16 protein-coding genes are annotated in these 16,518 nt (G+C 69.2%); 7 read left to right on the top strand and 9 right to left on the bottom strand.

Annotation, left to right across the window (positions count from 1 at the left end):
* Window positions 1-55: 55 nt before the first annotated feature.
* Entirely contained in the window at window positions 56-799 is a 744-nt protein-coding gene (locus CFB81_RS15350) for an SDR family oxidoreductase (protein ID WP_069620137.1), read from the bottom strand.
* A gap of 13 nt (window positions 800-812) precedes the next feature.
* Here CFB81_RS15350 and CFB81_RS15345 point away from each other — a divergent pair, with 13 nt between their 5' ends.
* Window positions 813-2,003, top strand: coding sequence for a class I SAM-dependent methyltransferase (locus tag CFB81_RS15345; RefSeq protein WP_089435723.1), 1,191 nt, complete (start codon window positions 813-815; stop codon window positions 2,001-2,003).
* A gap of 12 nt (window positions 2,004-2,015) precedes the next feature.
* On the top strand, window positions 2,016-2,210 hold the full coding sequence (locus CFB81_RS15340; protein WP_021163761.1) for a DUF2905 domain-containing protein: 195 nt from the start codon (window positions 2,016-2,018) through the stop codon (window positions 2,208-2,210).
* Between the two features lie 24 nt (window positions 2,211-2,234).
* On the opposite strand, the gene CFB81_RS15335 is transcribed toward CFB81_RS15340, so the two are convergent.
* The 6 genes from CFB81_RS15335 to CFB81_RS15305 form a co-directional block, all read right to left on the bottom strand.
* Complete coding sequence (locus CFB81_RS15335; RefSeq protein WP_027785622.1) at window positions 2,235-2,456, bottom strand: hypothetical protein; 222 nt, start codon at window positions 2,454-2,456, stop codon at window positions 2,235-2,237.
* Window positions 2,457-2,574: 118 nt separating this feature from the next.
* Entirely contained in the window at window positions 2,575-3,483 is a 909-nt protein-coding gene (locus tag CFB81_RS15330; protein WP_069620139.1) for a carbohydrate kinase, read from the bottom strand.
* Window positions 3,480-4,760 (bottom strand): AGE family epimerase/isomerase, encoded by a 1,281-nt coding sequence (locus CFB81_RS15325; protein ID WP_069620140.1) that lies wholly within the window; start codon window positions 4,758-4,760, stop codon window positions 3,480-3,482. Before CFB81_RS15325 ends, CFB81_RS15330 begins: the two co-directional genes overlap by 4 nt.
* Window positions 4,757-5,776, bottom strand: a complete 1,020-nt coding sequence (locus tag CFB81_RS15320; protein WP_069620141.1) for a LacI family DNA-binding transcriptional regulator — start codon at window positions 5,774-5,776, stop codon at window positions 4,757-4,759. Before CFB81_RS15320 ends, CFB81_RS15325 begins: the two co-directional genes overlap by 4 nt.
* Window positions 5,777-6,150: 374 nt before the next feature.
* Complete coding sequence (locus CFB81_RS15310; RefSeq protein ID WP_089435858.1) at window positions 6,151-7,995, bottom strand: EAL domain-containing protein; 1,845 nt, start codon at window positions 7,993-7,995, stop codon at window positions 6,151-6,153.
* 203 nt (window positions 7,996-8,198) lie between these two features.
* Window positions 8,199-9,230: a bile acid:sodium symporter family protein gene (locus tag CFB81_RS15305; protein ID WP_089435722.1), complete on the bottom strand. Its 1,032-nt coding sequence runs from the start codon at window positions 9,228-9,230 to the stop codon at window positions 8,199-8,201.
* 345 nt (window positions 9,231-9,575) lie between these two features.
* Here CFB81_RS15305 and CFB81_RS15300 point away from each other — a divergent pair, with 345 nt between their 5' ends.
* The 3 genes from CFB81_RS15300 to CFB81_RS15290 all read left to right on the top strand — a co-directional run bounded on the left by CFB81_RS15300 (window position 9,576) and on the right by CFB81_RS15290 (window position 12,647).
* Window positions 9,576-10,067 (top strand): peptide-binding protein, encoded by a 492-nt coding sequence (locus tag CFB81_RS15300; protein ID WP_069620143.1) that lies wholly within the window; start codon window positions 9,576-9,578, stop codon window positions 10,065-10,067.
* A 344-nt stretch (window positions 10,068-10,411) separates the two neighbouring features.
* Window positions 10,412-11,488, top strand: a complete 1,077-nt coding sequence (locus CFB81_RS15295; protein ID WP_089435721.1) for a porin — start codon at window positions 10,412-10,414, stop codon at window positions 11,486-11,488.
* A gap of 196 nt (window positions 11,489-11,684) precedes the next feature.
* Window positions 11,685-12,647: a LysR family transcriptional regulator gene (locus tag CFB81_RS15290; protein ID WP_069620145.1), complete on the top strand. Its 963-nt coding sequence runs from the start codon at window positions 11,685-11,687 to the stop codon at window positions 12,645-12,647.
* A 117-nt stretch (window positions 12,648-12,764) separates the two neighbouring features.
* Here the strand turns inward: CFB81_RS15290 and CFB81_RS15285 are convergent, their stop codons facing one another.
* A complete protein-coding gene (locus CFB81_RS15285; protein ID WP_069620146.1) occupies window positions 12,765-13,724 on the bottom strand; it encodes a nitronate monooxygenase family protein in 960 nt (319 codons plus the stop codon).
* A gap of 238 nt (window positions 13,725-13,962) precedes the next feature.
* Between CFB81_RS15285 and CFB81_RS15280 the strand changes: the two genes are divergently transcribed.
* The gene (locus CFB81_RS15280; RefSeq protein WP_089435720.1) at window positions 13,963-14,859 is read left to right on the top strand and encodes an alpha/beta fold hydrolase; all 897 of its coding nucleotides are present in this window, start codon (window positions 13,963-13,965) and stop codon (window positions 14,857-14,859) included.
* Between the two features lie 80 nt (window positions 14,860-14,939).
* Here CFB81_RS15280 and CFB81_RS15275 read toward each other — a convergent pair whose 3' ends face one another.
* Window positions 14,940-15,431, bottom strand: coding sequence for an Lrp/AsnC family transcriptional regulator (locus tag CFB81_RS15275; RefSeq protein WP_050014344.1), 492 nt, complete (start codon window positions 15,429-15,431; stop codon window positions 14,940-14,942).
* A 112-nt stretch (window positions 15,432-15,543) separates the two neighbouring features.
* Here CFB81_RS15275 and CFB81_RS15270 point away from each other — a divergent pair, with 112 nt between their 5' ends.
* The gene (locus CFB81_RS15270) at window positions 15,544-16,446 is read left to right on the top strand and encodes a DMT family transporter (RefSeq protein ID WP_089435857.1); all 903 of its coding nucleotides are present in this window, start codon (window positions 15,544-15,546) and stop codon (window positions 16,444-16,446) included.
* The last annotated feature ends 72 nt before the right edge of the window (window positions 16,447-16,518 follow it).

Raw genomic sequence — 16,518 nt, 5'->3', positions numbered from 1 at the left:
TGGCGTGCGCGCACGCAAAGCGGCGCGGGCGGCGGTCAGGCCGCGCCCGCGCGGTTCATTCATTCGGGCCGGCGGCGGGCGGCACCAGGTGCTCGCCGCCGTCGACGGTCAGCGTCGCGCCCGTCACGCCGGGCGCGCTCGCGAGATAGCAGGCGGCCGCCGCGATGTCGTCCGCGTGCGGCGCGTGGCCGCGCACGAGCGCCGCGACCCGCACCTTCGGCGCGAGCGCCAGCGCGAGCGCCGACGTCGCGCGGTTCAACGCGGCCTGCATCAGCGCGTGCGACAGCTGCGCCGGCGCCGGGTGAAACAGGGCCTGATCCAGTACGTGGATCGCGCACGCGCGCAGCGCTTCGTGCTCGCGCGCGGCGTCGGGCGTCGCATCGGCGAGCGCGCGGGCCAGCGCGAGCGGCGCGGTCACGTTGCGCGCGAGCGCGGCGGCGAGCGACGCGGCGTCGACCGTGTGCGCGTCGTCGGTGCCGGCGCTGGCGCTGACGAACACCGCACATGCGGGCCGGCCGAGCGCTTCGCCGCACGCGGCGACGAGGGCCGCGGCATCGGCTTCCACGGCCAGATCGGCGTCGAGCACGGCCGCGCGGCGGCCGAGCGCCGTGACTTCGGCGACGAGCGCGTCGGCGGCCGCGCGCGGCGCGCGTTGGCTGCGCTGCAGCGCGACGTCCCAGCCGCGGCGGGCGAAACCCGTCGCGAGCGCGCGGCCGATCGACGCGGCGTCCGCCGCGTTACCCACGGCGCCCGTGACGAGCACCACGCGTGGGGTGGACGTATCGGCTGAAACGGTCATTTACAATGCCGGGATGAACCCGAAAGCTCACGAACCCGCTAGTTTACCTGCTCCCGGCCCTGACGCGCTCGCGCAGTCCGAAACCCTCGCCGCGCAACTGCGCGACGAGATTGCGGCGGCCGGCGGCTGGCTGCCGTTCGACCGCTTCATGGAGCGCGCGCTGTATGCGCCGGGCCTCGGTTATTACAGCGGCGGCGCGCGCAAGTTCGGGCGCCGCGCCGACGACGGCAGCGACTTCGTCACCGCCCCCGAGCTGTCGCCGCTGTTCGCGCAGACGCTCGCGAACCCCATCGCCGAAGCGCTCGCGGCGAGCGGCACGCGCCGTGTGATGGAGTTCGGCGCCGGCACGGGCAAGCTCGCGGCCGGGCTGCTCGCGGCGCTCGACGCGCCGGGCGTCGAACTCGACGAATACCTGATCGTCGACCTGTCCGGCGAGCTGCGCGAACGGCAGCGCGACACGATCGAAGCCGCGGTGCCGGCGCTGGCCGCGAAGGTGCGCTGGCTCGACGCGCTGCCCGAGCGGTTCGACGGCGTCGTGATCGGCAACGAGGTGCTCGACGCGATGCCGGTGCGCCTCTTCGCGAAAGCGGATGGCGCGTGGCGCGAGCGCGGTGTCGCGCTCGACGCACGGCAGGCGTTCGTGTTCGACGACCGGCCGGTCGGCGCCGCCGGCCTGCCGGCGGTGCTCGCGACGCTCGACGTCGGCGATGGCTACGTGACCGAAACGCACGAGGCCGCGCTCGCGTTCACGCGCACCGTTTGCACGATGCTCGCGCGTGGTGCGGTGCTGCTGGTCGACTACGGGTTTCCCGCGCACGAGTACTACCACCCGCAGCGCGACCGCGGCACGCTGATGTGCCATTACCGTCACCACGCGCACGACGACCCGTTCGTGTACCCGGGCCTGCAGGACATCACCGCGCACGTCGAATTCACCGGCATCTACGACGCGGGCGTCGCGACCGGCGCCGATCTGCTCGGCTACACGTCGCAGGCGCGCTTCCTGTTGAACGCAGGCATCACCGACGCGCTGGCCGCGATCGATCCGTCCGACGTCCATCAGTTCCTGCCGGCCGCGAACGCGGTGCAGAAGCTGATCTCGGAGGCCGAGATGGGCGAGCTGTTCAAGGTGATCGCGTTTTCGCGCGGGATCGACGGCACGCTCGACGCGTTCGCGCGCGGCGACCGCTCGCACGCGCTCTGACGGAGCCCTGACGTGCTGCGCTGGCTATTGACGACGTTCGTCGCGGTGATGATCCTGACGCGCTGCTGGCCGTGGCTCGGCAAGCTCGGGATCGGGCGGATGCCGGGCGACGTCACGCTGACGCTCGGCGGGCGGCGCTACCCGTTTCCGTTCATGTCGACGCTGGTGCTGACGATGCTGGTATCGATGGTGGCGCGGCTGCTCTGAGCCGCGCCGAACAAGAGGGGGGCGTCACAGCTCGATCTCGCCGAGGATCCGGTGCGCGAGCGCCTTCGCCTCGTCGAACGCTTCTTCCTCGCTGGGGCTCGTCGAGTGGACGTCGTAACGCATGTTCTCGGTGTCGTCCCCGTCGTCGCGCGCGAGGATCACGTAACCCTGGAACTGCCCGTTGCCCGCATGCTGCGTATGCGCCTTGGCCGTGTAGATGCCTTTCGTGAACGTGTTCGTGTCCATCGTGCTCTCCCGCAAAAAGGACACTTCATCGTAGCACTGCGGCGCAGCATGGTGAACGCGGTTTATCGGTGACCGATCAGCGACCGGTCACCTGCCTGCGCGTCCCTTCAACACCTGTTCAACCTTCGAGCAGCGCGACGACCTCGTCGAGCGTCGGCGCGTGCGCGCCCGTGTGCCGGCACGCGGCGGCGCCGGCCGCCAGCGCGAACGCGAGATGCTCGCGCCAGCCGCGCTGCGGCGCGGCCATCAGGCTGAACAGCAGGCCGCCGATCGACGCGTCGCCCGCGCCGACGGTGTCGGCCACCTCGACTCGCGGCGGACTGGCCTCGTGCACGTCGCCGTCCGCGTGGAGCGTCGCCGCCTGCGCACCGCGCGTGACGAGCACGGCCGCCCGCGGGTTCAGCGCGCGCACCGCCGCGATCGCGTCGGGGCCGTCGCCGCCGAACAGGTGCCGCAGGTCTTCGTCGGACACCTTGATCAGGTCGGCGAGCGCGGCCATCTTCTCCAGCGTCGGCCGGTATGCGGCCGTCATCAGGTTCCGCACGTTCGGGTCGAAGCTGATCTTCACGCCGCGCGCGTGCAGGTCGGCCGCGAGCGCGGCCAGCGTGCCCGCGAGCGGTTCGCGCACGAGGCTGATGCAGCCGAAATGCGCCCATTGCACGTGCTCGGCCCAGCCGGCCGGCAGCCGCGCGGGATCGAACGCGAGATCGGCGCTCGCTTCGCCGATGAAGAAGTACGCGGGCGGGCGCGTCTCGTGAACGATCGCGAGCAGCGGCGGCCGCGCGACGCGCTGCAGGAAGCGCAGGTCGAGCCCGGCCGCTTCGCTCGTGCGCCACAGCACGTCGGAGAAGCAGTCTTCGCCGATCGAGCCGGCGAGCGCGCTCGGTATGCCGAGCCGCGCGACCGCGCGCGCGACGTTCCAGCCGGCGCCGCCCGGCACCGACGTCCACTGCGCGTCGCCCGCGCGCACCATGTCGGTCAGGATGTCGCCCGCCGACACGAAAGCCGGAAACGTGGCGCCGCTCATTGCGTCGGCTCGCTGCGTTGCATGCGCGCGAGGGTCGCGAGCACGTCGTAGCAGGCGCCCATCGTGTGATAGTCGGTCTTGCCGGCCGGACTCTTCTCGTCGCTGTACTTGCGGTTGTCGCAGGTGAGGATCCGGTACCACGCGCCGTAGCGGTGATCGACGAAGTGCGCCCAGCTGTAGCGCCAGATCTCGTCGTACCAGTCCCAGAAGCGCTCGCTGCCGGTGCGCGCGCCTAGCATCGCGGCCGCCGCGAAGGTTTCCGCCTGCACCCAGAAATACTTGTTGTGGTCGCAGATCGTGAAGTCGGGGCCGAAGCCGTAGCAGAGGCCGCCGTGATCCGCGTCCCACGCGTGCGTGAGCGCCGCGTCGAACAGCTCGGCCGCGCGCGGCGCGAGCCAGTCGAGCGGGCGGTGCCGCTCGAGGATCAGCAGCAGCTTCGCCCATTCGGTCTGGTGCCCGGGCTGGAAGCCCCACGGCCGGAAGATGTTCGAGCTGTCTTCCTTGTTGTAATCCCAGTCGATCGACCAGTCCGCATGGTAGTGCTCCCACACGAGCCCGCCCGACAGCGCGGCCTGGCGCTGCGTGATGTGGGACGCGAGCTTTTCCGCGCGATCGAGGTACGTCAGATGGCCGGTCGCCTCGTACGCGGCGAGCAGCGCTTCCGTCATGTGCATGTTCGCGTTCTGGCCGCGATACGACGACACGTTCCAGTTCGGCGTCGCATCGTCCGCGTAGAGGCCCGCGGCCGCATCCCAGAAGCGGTGCTCGGCGAGCTCGTAGGTCGACGCGATCAGCGGGCGCGCTTCGTCGATGCCGGCCATCGTCGCGTGCGCGGCCGCGAGCAGCACGAACGCGAGGCCGTAGCAGTGGCGCGTGCCGTCGAGCGTCGCGTGCTTCGCGCCGTCGCGCCAGTCGAGCTCCCAGTCGTAGCCCTGCAGCGCGTCGTCCCAGTGCGCGTCGCGCAGGAAGCGCAGCCCGTGGCGCGCGTAGTCGAGGTGGCGCGGATCGCCGAAATGGCGGTACGCCATCGCGTAGTTGAAGACGAACCGGCAGGTGCTGACGAGGTGGCGCGACGTGCGGTTGTAGATGCTGCCGTCGTCGCGGAAGTAATGGTAGAAGCCGCCCGTCGGGTCGAATGCGTTCGTCGCGTAGAAGCGCAGCGTGTCTTCGATGTGCGACAGCAGGAACGACGGGTCGCGAAAGCTCGCGACGAACGGTGCCGCTTGCGCGTGGCTGGCCGGCGCGGCGGCGCGGGAGTGGACCGGGGGCATGTTCATGACTCTTGGACCGTGGCGGTATCGAATGCCGGTGAGCCGGCGGGCTGGCTGCTGGCCCGCACGATCAGCGCGACGGGCAGGGAGATCTCGGTGCGCTCGGGCGATTCCGCGAGCAGCAGTTCGACGCCGCGGCGGCCGAGCGCTTCCTTGTCGACCGCGAGCGTCGTGAGCGGCGGGTTCGCGTGCGCGGCGGCCGGGATGTCGTCGAAGCCGACGATCGCGATGTCGTCCGGAATCCGCAGGCCGCGCGCGATGCACACGCGCTGCGCGGCCAGCGCGGCCGCGTCGTTGTACGCGAACACGGCGTCGGGGCGCGGGCCGGGCGCGTCGAGCAGTTGCTCCATCGCACGCGCGGCGCCCGTGTCGGGGTCGAGCCCCGCGTCGATCGTCACTTCGTATGCGGGATCGAACAATCGCCCGGCTTCGAAGAACGCGCGCCGGTAGCCGATCGCGCGCTGCGCGATGCTGTAGTGCGCGGCCGAGCCGCCGATGAACGCGATTCGCGAGCGGCCGCTGGCGAGCAGGTGGCGCATCGCGAGCGCCGCGCCCGTCGCGTTGTCGATGTTGACCGAACGCAGCCCGGGCGCCCACAGGTCGATCAGCACGAGGGGCCGGCCGGTGGCGGCGAGCGCCTCGATCGTCTCGGGCTCGATGAAGCCGGCGACCGCGATCGCATCGGGCGCATGCGGGCGCATCTGGCGCAGCACGTCGTCGTTCGGGCCGACCGTGAGCAACGTCGGCACGATGCCGCGCTCGCGGCAGGCGTCCTCGACGCCGTGCAGCACGTGCGAGAAGAACGGGCTTGCGGGAAAGCGGTTGTGCTGGCGGTGCAGCAGAAAGGTGAGCCGGCGGATGCGCGGCCGCAGCTGGGCGGGATCGTAACCGAGCTGCCGGGCGATCTCGACGATGCGCGCGCGCGTGGCTTCGGACAGGCCGGGCTGGTTTTTCAGCGCGCGGGAGACGGTGCCGATCGAGACCTCAGCCGCCCGCGCCACGTCGCGAATGGTCGTACCCATCGTTAGGGGTCCGGTTTGTTTAGGGTGGAGGCGATTGTATAGTAAAACGCGCTGCGGAATTCGGGTCGGATAACCGGGGAATACCCGCAAATAACGGGGTTTTAGCCGCTAATCTGCGAAAACACCGTTACTAAAAATACTAAACAAAACACGAAAAAGGCAAGGTTGGTGTGCGGATGTCCACTAGCGCCGGCGGGGCGCGGCAACGCGCGGTGGCGGCGGGTGCGCAGGTCAGCGCGAGGGCGCGGCACCTTGCTGCCTGCGCGTGCGTCGACGAGGCGCCGCCGCGCCACAGCCCGACCACGCGCCGGACGGGCACCGGGCGGGTCGGTCGGTGCACGGACGTTGCCGGTGCGCCCGACGCCTGTGCGCCTTCAGCCCGCCGCTATCGCCGCGGCCGGCGGTTCGCCGCGATCGCGCAGCGCGGCGCGGCCGGCATCGAGATCGACGACCGCGAGCCCGTCAGGCTGCTGCTTCGCCCGCCGCTTCGCGAGCGCGGCGACCGATGCGATCTCGTCGCTGCCGTAGCGTTGCGCGCCGTGCGCGCCGGCCGGCACGCCGACCGCGCCGATCGCCATCGTCACGAAGCCGAAGAACGCCGGGTTGCCGTGGCGGTCCTCGCCGCGCAGCCCGCCCGCCTGCCGGTCGGCCTGCGTGTAGAAGCGTTGCGCGCCGTCGTTGAAGCGTGCGATCGCGTCGGCGGCGCGCTCGCGCCAGTCGTCGCGCTGGAACAGCACGAGGAAATCGTCGCCGCCGACGTGGCCGAGAAAGTCGCGCTGCGGATCGCACACGCCGGCCAGCACCGTCGCGGCGAACTTCAGCACTTCGTCGCCCTGCCAGTAGCCGTACTGGTCGTTGAACGGCTTGAACTGGTTCAGGTCGACGTAGCACGCGTGAAAGCCGGCGTCGCGCTGAAGCAGGCGGTCGATGTGCGCGCTGATCGGGATGTTGCCGGGCAGGAACGTCAGCGGATTCGCGTAGCGCGCGGCCTCGATGCGCATCTCGGTCACCGTGCGCACGAGGCTCTCGCCGGTGCCGAGCCCGACATAGCGGCCGTGTTCGGTGATCACGAAGCCGTCCGCGAGATAGCGCTGGTCGTGGCGCGCGAGCAGCGTCGCGAGCTGCTCGAACGTGGTTGCGTTGTCGATCATCAGCGGCGCATCGTTCGCGAACTGCAGGCACGGCTTCTTCCCGAACACCTCGCGGTGATACGGCAGCGCGAAACGGTCGATGAAGCCGCGGCGATTCACGAGCGCGATGGGCCGCCCGCGCTCGACGAGCGCGACCGCATGCAGATCGGGCATCCGGTTGAACAGGTCGAGCACGTCGTTACTGGTCGCGTCGCGCGGCAGCGCCGGGGCGGGCACGAGCATCTTCCCGGCGATCGTGCCGGCCGGCCGCACCGCGCGCGTCACGCCGGGAAACACCGCGATGTGCGGCGCGCGGATCGCGTCGCGCGCGGCCGGCGCGACCACCGGCGACGGCTGCGCGTTCGGCCGGCCGAGCAGGAAGCCCTGCACGCAGCAGATGCCCATGTCGCGCACGACGATCAGGTCGCATTCGTTCTCGATGCCTTCCGCGATCAGCTTCGCGCCGCTCGCTTGCGCGAAGTGCTGCATGGCCCTCACGGCCTCGAACTTGAGCGGGTCGTGCGCGATGTCGTGGATGAAGAAGCGATCGATCTTCACGACGTCCGGGTGCAGGCGCAGCCACAGGTTCATGCTCGCGTTCGCGGTGCCGTAGTCGTCGAGCGCGAACTGGATGCCGGCGTCGCGCAGCGTCGCGACCGCCGGTCCGATGTCCGCGAGATCGGGAATCGCGTTCTGCTCGGTGAGCTCGATCACGATGCGTTCGGCGCCGATTTGCGCGCGGCCGAGGAACTGGCGTGCGCGCTCGCGTTCGCTGGCGAGCGTGAGGATCGTGCCCGCGCTGAAATTGAGGAACAGCTTGCCGTCGCAGCCGAGCGCCGCGAACGCGTCGAGGCAGGTGAGCGCGGCGGCCCGTTCGAGCGCGATGGTCTCGCCTTCGCGCGCGGCCTGCGCGAACAGCGCGGCGGGCGGCTCGAGGTCGGTGCCGCGCGGGCCGCGGATCAGCCCTTCGTAACCGACGACCGTGCCGGACCCGAGGTCGACGATCGGCTGGAAAACGGCGGCGAGCGCGCGGTCCGCGATCAGGCGCGTGGTGCGGGGGGCAGCGGAATCGGAGGAGGGCGCGGGCATGGGCGAGGGCAGCCGGATCGACGGGACGACCGGCTTATCGGCACCGCTGGCGGAGAATTGAATGAAGATTTCGTGACACGACAGGCGTTGCCGGTGCATCGAGCGGGACGCGCATCGGGGCGGGACTGGAAGGGGAGGTGGACGGAAAGCGGGAGGCGGAAAGCGGACAGCCGCCAGCGACGGCCATCGCGCGCCCGGGTGCGTCAGCGCTTGCCCGCGCTCAGCGCGCCGGACGCGGCTGCCGTGCCGCCTTCGTCGCGCTCGCCGCTCGTGTCGCGCGCGCCCCAGCGCTGCGCGAGCGCCGCGCACGCCATGAGCTGGATCTGGTGGAACAGCATCAGCGGCAGCACGATCGCACCGACCGCGTTCGCCGAGAAGATCACCTTCGCCATCGGCACGCCGGCCGCGAGGCTCTTCTTCGATCCGCAGAAGATGATCGTGATCTGGTCGGCGCGGTTGAAGCCGAGCCGCTTGCTGACGAACGCGGTCAGCAGCAGCGCGATCGCGAGCAACACGAGGTTGACGACGAGCAGGCCGCCGAGCGCGCGCGGCGGAATCTGGTGCCACAGCCCCTCGTTGACGGCCTCGCTGAACGCGACGTAGACGACCAGCAGGATCGAGCCCTGGTCGACGAAGCGCAGCACGCCGCGATTGCGGTCGATCCAGCCGCCGATCACGGGCCGCAGCAACTGGCCGGCGATGAACGGCACGAGCAGCTGCATCACGATGCTGCCCACGGTGCTCCACGGCGACGCGGTCGCGGCCGACTGCGACGTGATCATCAGGCCGACGAGCGCCGGCGTGACGAAGATCCCGAGCAGGCTCGACGCCGATGCCGCGCACACGGCGGCCGGCACGTTGCCCTTCGCGATCGACGTGAACGCGATCGACGACTGGACCGTCGACGGCAGCGTGCACAGGAACAGCACGCCCGCATACAACGTCGGCGTGACGAGCGGCTGCAGCACCGGTTTCAACGCGAGGCCGAGCAGCGGGAACAGTGCGAACGTGCTGAGCAGCACGACCGCGTGCAGTCGCCAGTGGGTCGCGCCGGCGATGACGGCTTCGCGCGACAGTTTCGCGCCGTGCAGGAAAAACAGCAGGCCGACGGCGATGTTGGTCGCCCAGTTGAACGCATGGGCGGCCGGGCCGCGGCAGGGCAGCAGGCTCGCGAGCACGACGGTGCCGACGAGCGCGAGCGTGAAGTTGTCGGGGAGAAAACGGGGACGGGCCATCGGGGGACTCGGTTCGGAAGCGGCGAAGGCGCGCGTCGCGCGCGGATCGCGTTATTGTCCCGGTTGACGATTCACCAGACAAATTCATTGTGCGAATCGATTGATGAATCGATTGCATGCAATGAGGGCTGCCGCGTCCACCCGGCCCCGCGCAAAACCGCAGAAGAATGTTCTGTCGCGACCGCGTGCCGAAGCGAAAAAACCTAGCAGTAACATGGTGTTACACCGATGCCGGCGACATAACACTTTTTGGCTCGACACACTTTCCGCCCGCTCATAAATTACTGCTGAAAGCCTTGGGTCGGCCGAAAGGAACCGACCGCGGGCGTCGATGGGCACGGAACGATGACGGAACGGGTGAAACGGAAGATCGGACGATGGGTGGCGGGCGTGCTCGGCGCGCTGCTGATGCCGCTCGCGCTGGCCCAGCCGCCCCATGGCGGTCACGGGTTCGGTGGCCACGGCTTCGGCGGCGGCGACATGCGCGCGTACGGTCAGCCGGCCGGTGGCCCCGGCGGCGGTCCGGTCTGGCGTCGCGTTCCGCCGCCTGCCGGCGTGCGTCCCGGCGGCGTGAGCGGCGCCGGTTCCCGCTGGGGGCTGCGCCCGACGCCGTCGTACGGCCATTACGCCGCGCAAAGCCCGTATCGGCCGATCAGCGCCGAAGTGCGCCAGATGCCGCGCCCGCCGGGCGGCGGCAACGTCCCGCTGCGGGCCGGCTCGATCCGCGCCGACGTCGCGCGCTACAACGAGGAGCGCGGCGGTCGCCCGATGCCGCCGCCCCGCTCGCAGGAAGAGCCTGCGCACTCGCCTTCTTTCTCCCCGTTCTACCGAAACTGAGCGCCCCGCGCTCAGCCCCTCGCCGGCTGATGCGAATTCGCCACAGTCGCGCGCAGATTTCCGCTGATTTTCCCGCCGCATTGCGCTATCTTTCGCGCCCGGTACGCGCATGCCGCGCCGCCGCCCGCCGGTGCGACCGCATTCGCGGCGGGCCGCCGCCGTGCATCCGGCCATGGATACATGCCGCGAAGTTAATGCCGGCGCTATACCCGCAATAAGTGTGCGCAATTTTGACCGGACGAATGATCCGTAAAGATGGCTGCGCCCCATACGACGCAAGCACTCGGCTCCAAAAAACAACGCTCGCGCCACTTATCGACTATCCGACAAAACCTGGAGATCCCATGAAAGCATTCGCCCGTCGTGCGTCGCGCACGTCCGTCAAGCTGATCGCCGCAGCCGCCTGCGTGGCGGCCGCCGCACCCGTCCATGCGCAGTCGAGCGTCTCGCTCTACGGGCAGGTTGACGAATGGGTCGGCGCCACCAAGTTCCCGGGCGGCGATCGTGCTTGGAACGTGTCGGGCGGCGGGATGTCGACGTCGTACTGGGGCCTGCACGGCGCCGAGGATCTCGGCGACGGCTACCAGGCGATCTTCACGCTGGAGAGCTTCTTCCGTGCGCAGAACGGCCAGTACGGCCGCTTCCAGGGCGACACGTTCTTCGCACGCAATGCGTACGTCGGCATCAGCTCGCCGTACGGCACGGTGACGGCAGGCCGCCTGACGACGCACCTGTTCCTGTCGACGATCCTGTTCAACCCGTTCTACGACTCGTACACCTTCTCGCCGATGGTGTACCACGTGTTCCTCGGCCTCGGCACGTTCCCGACCTATCCGAGCGACCAGGGCGCGGTCGGCGATTCGGGCTGGAATAACGCGGTGGGGTACACGTCGCCTTCGTTCGGTGGCCTGAATTTCGGCGCGATGTACGCGCTCGGCAACCAGGCCGGCGACAACCGCTCGAAGAAGTGGAGCGCGCAGTTCAACTACGCGAACGGCCCGTTCGCGGCGACCGCCGTGTATCAGTACGTGAACTTCAACAACGGCCCGCAGGACCTGAGCGCGCTCGTGACCGGCATGAAGAGCCAGGGCATCGCGCTGGTCGGCGCGACCTACGACCTGAAGCTCGTGAAGCTGTTCGGCCAGTACATGTATACGAAGAACGACCAGGTCGCGGGCAGCTGGCACGTGAATACTGCGCAGGGCGGCGTGTCGGTGCCGATCGGCGTGGGCAACGCGATGGCGTCGTATGCGTACTCGCGCGACGCGGGCGGCCTCGACCAGACGCGCCAGACCTGGGCCGTCGGCTACGACTACCCGCTGTCCAAGCGCACCGACATCTACGCCGCCTACATGAACGACCACATCAGCGGCCTGTCGACCGGCAACACGTTCGGCGCGGGCATTCGCGCGAAGTTCTGACGCGCGCGTGCAATCGGCGCGCCGGCCGCGTGCGTGAATCGCGCGTGCCGGCTGCATGTTTTCCCGGCCGTCATTTCCGGCCCGAAGCGGCGCCGCCACCCGCGGCGCCGTTTTGCCTTTCTTGACCTTTCTGTTTCCTCGCCTTTGTTACCCTATCTCGTAATTGGTTGATTCCCCGGGATTGCGAGCTAGTTCGATGGATACCCTCGTCAGCATGAATGTGTTTCGCTACGTCGTCGAAGTGGGCAGCTTCGTCGGCGCGGCGGAGCGCATGCAGATGTCGGCGGCGATGGCGAGCAAGCACGTGATGCACCTCGAGCAGCAGCTCGGCGCGCGGTTGCTGCATCGCACGACACGACGCGTCGCGCCGACCGAGGCGGGACGCGAATACTACGAGCGCCTCGTGCAGGCGCTGTCCGAACTCGACGAAGCCGGCCAGGCCGTCGGCGCCGCGAGCGTGGTGCCGCAGGGCAGGCTGCGCGTGACGTCGCTGTCCGCGTTCGGGCTGCGGCACGTGATGCAGGCCGTCACCGATTATGCGGGCCGGTTCCCGGACGTGACCGTCGACATGACGCTGTCCGATCGCGTGGTCGACCTGATCGAGGAAGGCTATGACGTCGCGGTGCGCGCGGCGCCGAACGGATTGAAATCGTCGTCGCTGGTCGCACGCCAGATCGCGACCGCGCACATCCTGCTGGTCGCGTCGCCCGAGTATCTCGAGAAGCGCGGCACGCCGCAGACGATCGCCGATCTCGCGAACCACAACTACCTGCGGCGCGATTCGAATTCGACGATGCTCGATTCGCTGGTGATCGATGCGGCCGCCGCGTCGCGCGTGAGCCTGAACGGCAACCTGATCGTGAACCATCTCGAAGGGCTGCGCGCGGCCGTGCTCGCCGGCGCGGGCATCGCGCTGCTCGGCACCGAAGTGGTCGGCGACGACATCGAGTCGGGCCGGCTCGTGCCGGTGCTGCTCGATTCGGTGCCGCCGCACGAGGCGCCGATCTATGCGGTGTATGCGAGCCGTCGCCACGTGTCCGCGAAGGTACGCTCTTTCGTCGATTTCCTGGCCGCGCGTTTCGAAGGGCAGTCGCTGTGCCCGTCGATCGAATCGCACCTGCGCGTGCTGCCGATCACGCGGATGAAGCGCGCGGTCTGAGCCGCGTCGTCCGCCGCGGCGGGGCAATGAAAAAGCGCGAACCGCTGCCGGTTCGCGCTTTTCGTTTGGCATCGACGATGCTCGTGTCGATGGCGGCCGCGATGGCCGCCGCATCCGTCAGCGCGGGATGCCGAGCCGCGCCTTCGCGTCGTCGTATTCGCGCTTGAGCCGCTCGACGAGCGCGCTCACGCTCGGCAGATCGTCCATCAGGCCGACGCCCTGGCCGGCGCCCCAGATGTCCTTCCACGCCTTCGTCTTGTCGCTGCCGAAATTCATCTTGGTCTTGTCCGATTCCGGCAACGCGTCCGGATCGAGGCCGGCCTTCTCGATGCTCTCGCGGATGTAGTTGCCGTGCACGCCCGTGAAGAGGTTCGTGTAGATGATGTCCGACGATTTCGCGTTCAGGATCGCGTGCTTGTAGTCGTCGATCGCGTGCGCTTCCTGCGTCGCGATGAAACGCGTGCCCATGTACGCGAAGTCCGCGCCCATCGCCTGCGCGGCGAGGATCGAGCCGCCGTTCGCGATCGAGCCGGACAGCACGATCGGGCCGTCGAAGATCTTGCGGACTTCGCCGACCAGCGCGAACGGCGACGTCGTGCCCGCGTGGCCGCCGGCGCCGGCCGCGACGAGGATCAGCCCGTCGACGCCTGCTTCGAGCGCCTTCTGCGCGTGGCGCAGGTTGATCACGTCGTGCAGCACGATGCCGCCGTAGCCGTGCACCGCGTCGACGATCTCGCGCGCCGGCGCACGCAGGCTCGTGATGAAGATCGGCACCTTGTGCTCGACGCACACGCGCACGTCGTGCTCGAGCCGCGCGTTCGACTGGTGGACGATCTGGTTGACCGCGATCGGGCCGATCACCGCATCGGGGTGTTTCGCCTTGTGGTCGGCGAGTTCCGACTGGATCTGCGTGAGCCACTCGTCCAGTAATTCGGCCGGACGCGCATTGAGCGCGGGGAACGAACCGACGATGCCCGCCTTGCATTGCGCGAGCACGAGTTCGGGGTAGCTGACGATGAACATTGGCGACGCGATGACGGGCAGCGTCAGGTTCTGCAGGACGGTGGGCAATGCCATGTGATGTCTCCAGTCTCCGGGGCGTTGCGGTCGGACGGTGATTCGAGTGTAGCGGCCGAGCGCGTTCGATCATATTAATACGAACGGTCGTGCGATTCTACGCGAGCTTAACAAACTCCGCGGTGTGCCGGCAATCGAGTGAGTGTTCTCTTTCTATGGTTTCGCGTGCTTGCCTCGCTGTGAAGACGCGCCGGCGCCCATAAAATAGCCGCCATAACAAACCAACGAGAAACAAACCATGTCGTTTGAGGCGTTTGCACCGTTTCGCGTGACGGTGCAGGACACCGACATTTTCGGTGTCAAAGGAGGCGCGGGGCCGCCGCTGCTGTTGCTGCACGGCCATCCGCAGACCCACATGATCTGGCATCGCGTCGCCGCGACGCTCGCGAATCACTTCACCGTGATCGCCACCGACCTGCGCGGCTACGGCGCATCGGGCCGGCCGCCGAGCGACGCGCGGCATGCGCCGTATTCGAAACGGGCGATGGCGGCCGACCAGGTCGCCGTGATGCGGCATTTCGGCTTCGAGCAGTTCCACGTGTGCGCGCACGATCGCGGCGCGCGGGTCGCGCACCGGCTCGCGCTCGATCACGCGGAGGCCGTCGAGCGGATGATGCTGCTCGACATCGCGCCGACGCTCGCGATGTACGAGAAAACCGATCGCGCGTTCGCGACCGCGTATTTCCACTGGTTCTTCCTGATCCAGCCCGAGCCGCTGCCGGAGACGCTGATCGGCGCGCACACCGATGCGTACGTCGAGCGCGTGATGGGCAACCGGTCGGCCGGGCTGGCGCCGTTCGCACCGGAGGCGCTCGACGCGTACCGGGCGGCGCTCGCGCAGCCGGGCGCCGTGCATGCGATGTGCGAGGACTATCGCGCATCGGCGACGATCGATCTCGAGCACGATCGTGCGGATCTCGAACGCGGCAACAAGATCGCGTGCCCGCTGCGCGTGCTGTGGGGCGCGCAGGGCGTCGTCGGCCGCTGCTTCGATCCGCTCGACGAGTGGCGCCGCGTCGCGCGCGACGTCAGCGGCCGCGCACTCGATTGCGGGCACTACATTCCGGAAGAGGCGCCCGTCGCGCTGATCGACGAATTGCTCGCGTTCTTCGACGCGCGCGACGCGGCCGCGTGACGGGGTGGGCGGGCGGCGCGTGCCGCCGGCGGCCCGACGGTGCGCGCCGCCGCGGCTCGATGACATGCGCCGCGCGCGGCTCAGCGGTGCGCGTGGTCGTCCTCGACGAGCGGCGGCAGGCGGCGCGGCACGGGCGTCGACTTCACGATCGCGGTGCTCGTCTCCGCGCGCTCCGTCACCTTCGACAGGATGTCGTCGAGGTGCTCGATCGTGCGCAGGTAGAGCCGGCAGATGAAGCAGTCGTCGCCGGTCACCTTGTCGCATTCGACGAATTCGGGAATCCGCCGCAGCAACTCCTCCACCAGATGCAGCTGGCCCGGCAGCGGCTTCACGCGGACGATCGCCTGCAGCGTGTAGCCGAGCGCGCGCGGGTCGAGCTCGACGGTGAACGCGGCGATCACGCCTTGCGCCTCGAGCCGGCGCACGCGGTCGGCGGTCGCGGGCGCCGACAGCCCGATCTGCCGCGCGAGTTCGCTGGTCGCGATGCGGGCGTCGTCGGCCAGCGCGGCGACGATCGCGCGGTCGGTCGCGTCGAGCGACGCGACGGCGGGCGGAGAAAGGCGTTTCGGCATGATCGCTTTGCTTTCGAAGGTCAATCGGCTGTTTCGCTTCAGTTTAGCCGTGGTTTCGGCGAAAGCAAGTTTCTAGAATCGGACTCATCCCCGCTCTCCAACGGAGTTCATGATGGCCTCGAATGAAATTCGCCGCGGCGCCGCCGAGATGATCGTCGCGATGCTGATGTCCGGCACGATCGGCTGGCTCGTGATGTCGTCGCAGCAGCCGCTGACCAATGTCGTGTTCTTCCGCTGCGTGTTCGGCACGGCGACGCTCGCGATCGTCTGCGCGGCGTTCGGCTTCCTGCGCCGCTCGCTGTTCTCGCCGCGGATGCTCGTGCTCACGATGCTCGGCAGCCTCGCGATCGTCGCGAACTGGCTGCTGCTGTTCGCCGCCTATTCGCGTGCGTCGATCTCGATGGCGACCGCCGTCTACAACACGCAACCCTTCATGCTCGTCGCGCTCGGCGCCATCGTGTTCCGCGAGCGGATCACCGCGTCGACGCTCGCGTGGCTCGCGCTCGCGTTTGCCGGGCTCGTGTTCGTGGTGCGCGTCGAACCGGCCGTGCTCGCGGTGCCCGGCGAATACCTGGAAGGCGTCGCGCTGTCGCTCGGCGCGGCGTTCCTGTATGCGATCTCGTCGATCATCACGAAGCACCTGAAGGGCACGCCGCCGCATCTGCTCGCGCTGCTGCAGGTCGGCCTCGGCATCCTGCTGCTCGCGCCGTTCGCGCACTTCGACACGTTGCCGGCGACGGCCGGGCAATGGGCCGACCTGATCGTGCTCGGCATCGTCAACACGGGGCTGATGTACGTGCTGCTGTACGGCGCGGTCCAGAAGCTGCCGACCGCGATGACGGGCGCGCTGTCGTTCGTCTATCCGGTCGTCGCGATCGCCGTCGATCGCGTCGCGTTCGGGCAGACGCTCGCGTGGACGCAGGTGTTCGGCGCGCTGCTGATCCTGCTCGCGGCGGCCGGCGTGAACCTCGGCTGGCGCATCGTGCCGGCCCGTCGCACGGCGGTCGGCAACTGAAACGGTCAGAGGATTCGTCGCGGCGGCGCGGTCACGCCGCGGCGCGTCGAATGCGCGTGTCGCGCGTGAAGC

Origin of the sequence: Burkholderia sp. AU28863, from assembly GCF_002223195.1 — a bacterium.
Classification (GTDB): Bacteria; Pseudomonadota; Gammaproteobacteria; order Burkholderiales; family Burkholderiaceae; genus Burkholderia; species Burkholderia sola.
The sequence above is the reverse complement of the archived record's forward strand: the minus strand, read 5'-3'. Positions and strand labels throughout refer to the sequence as shown.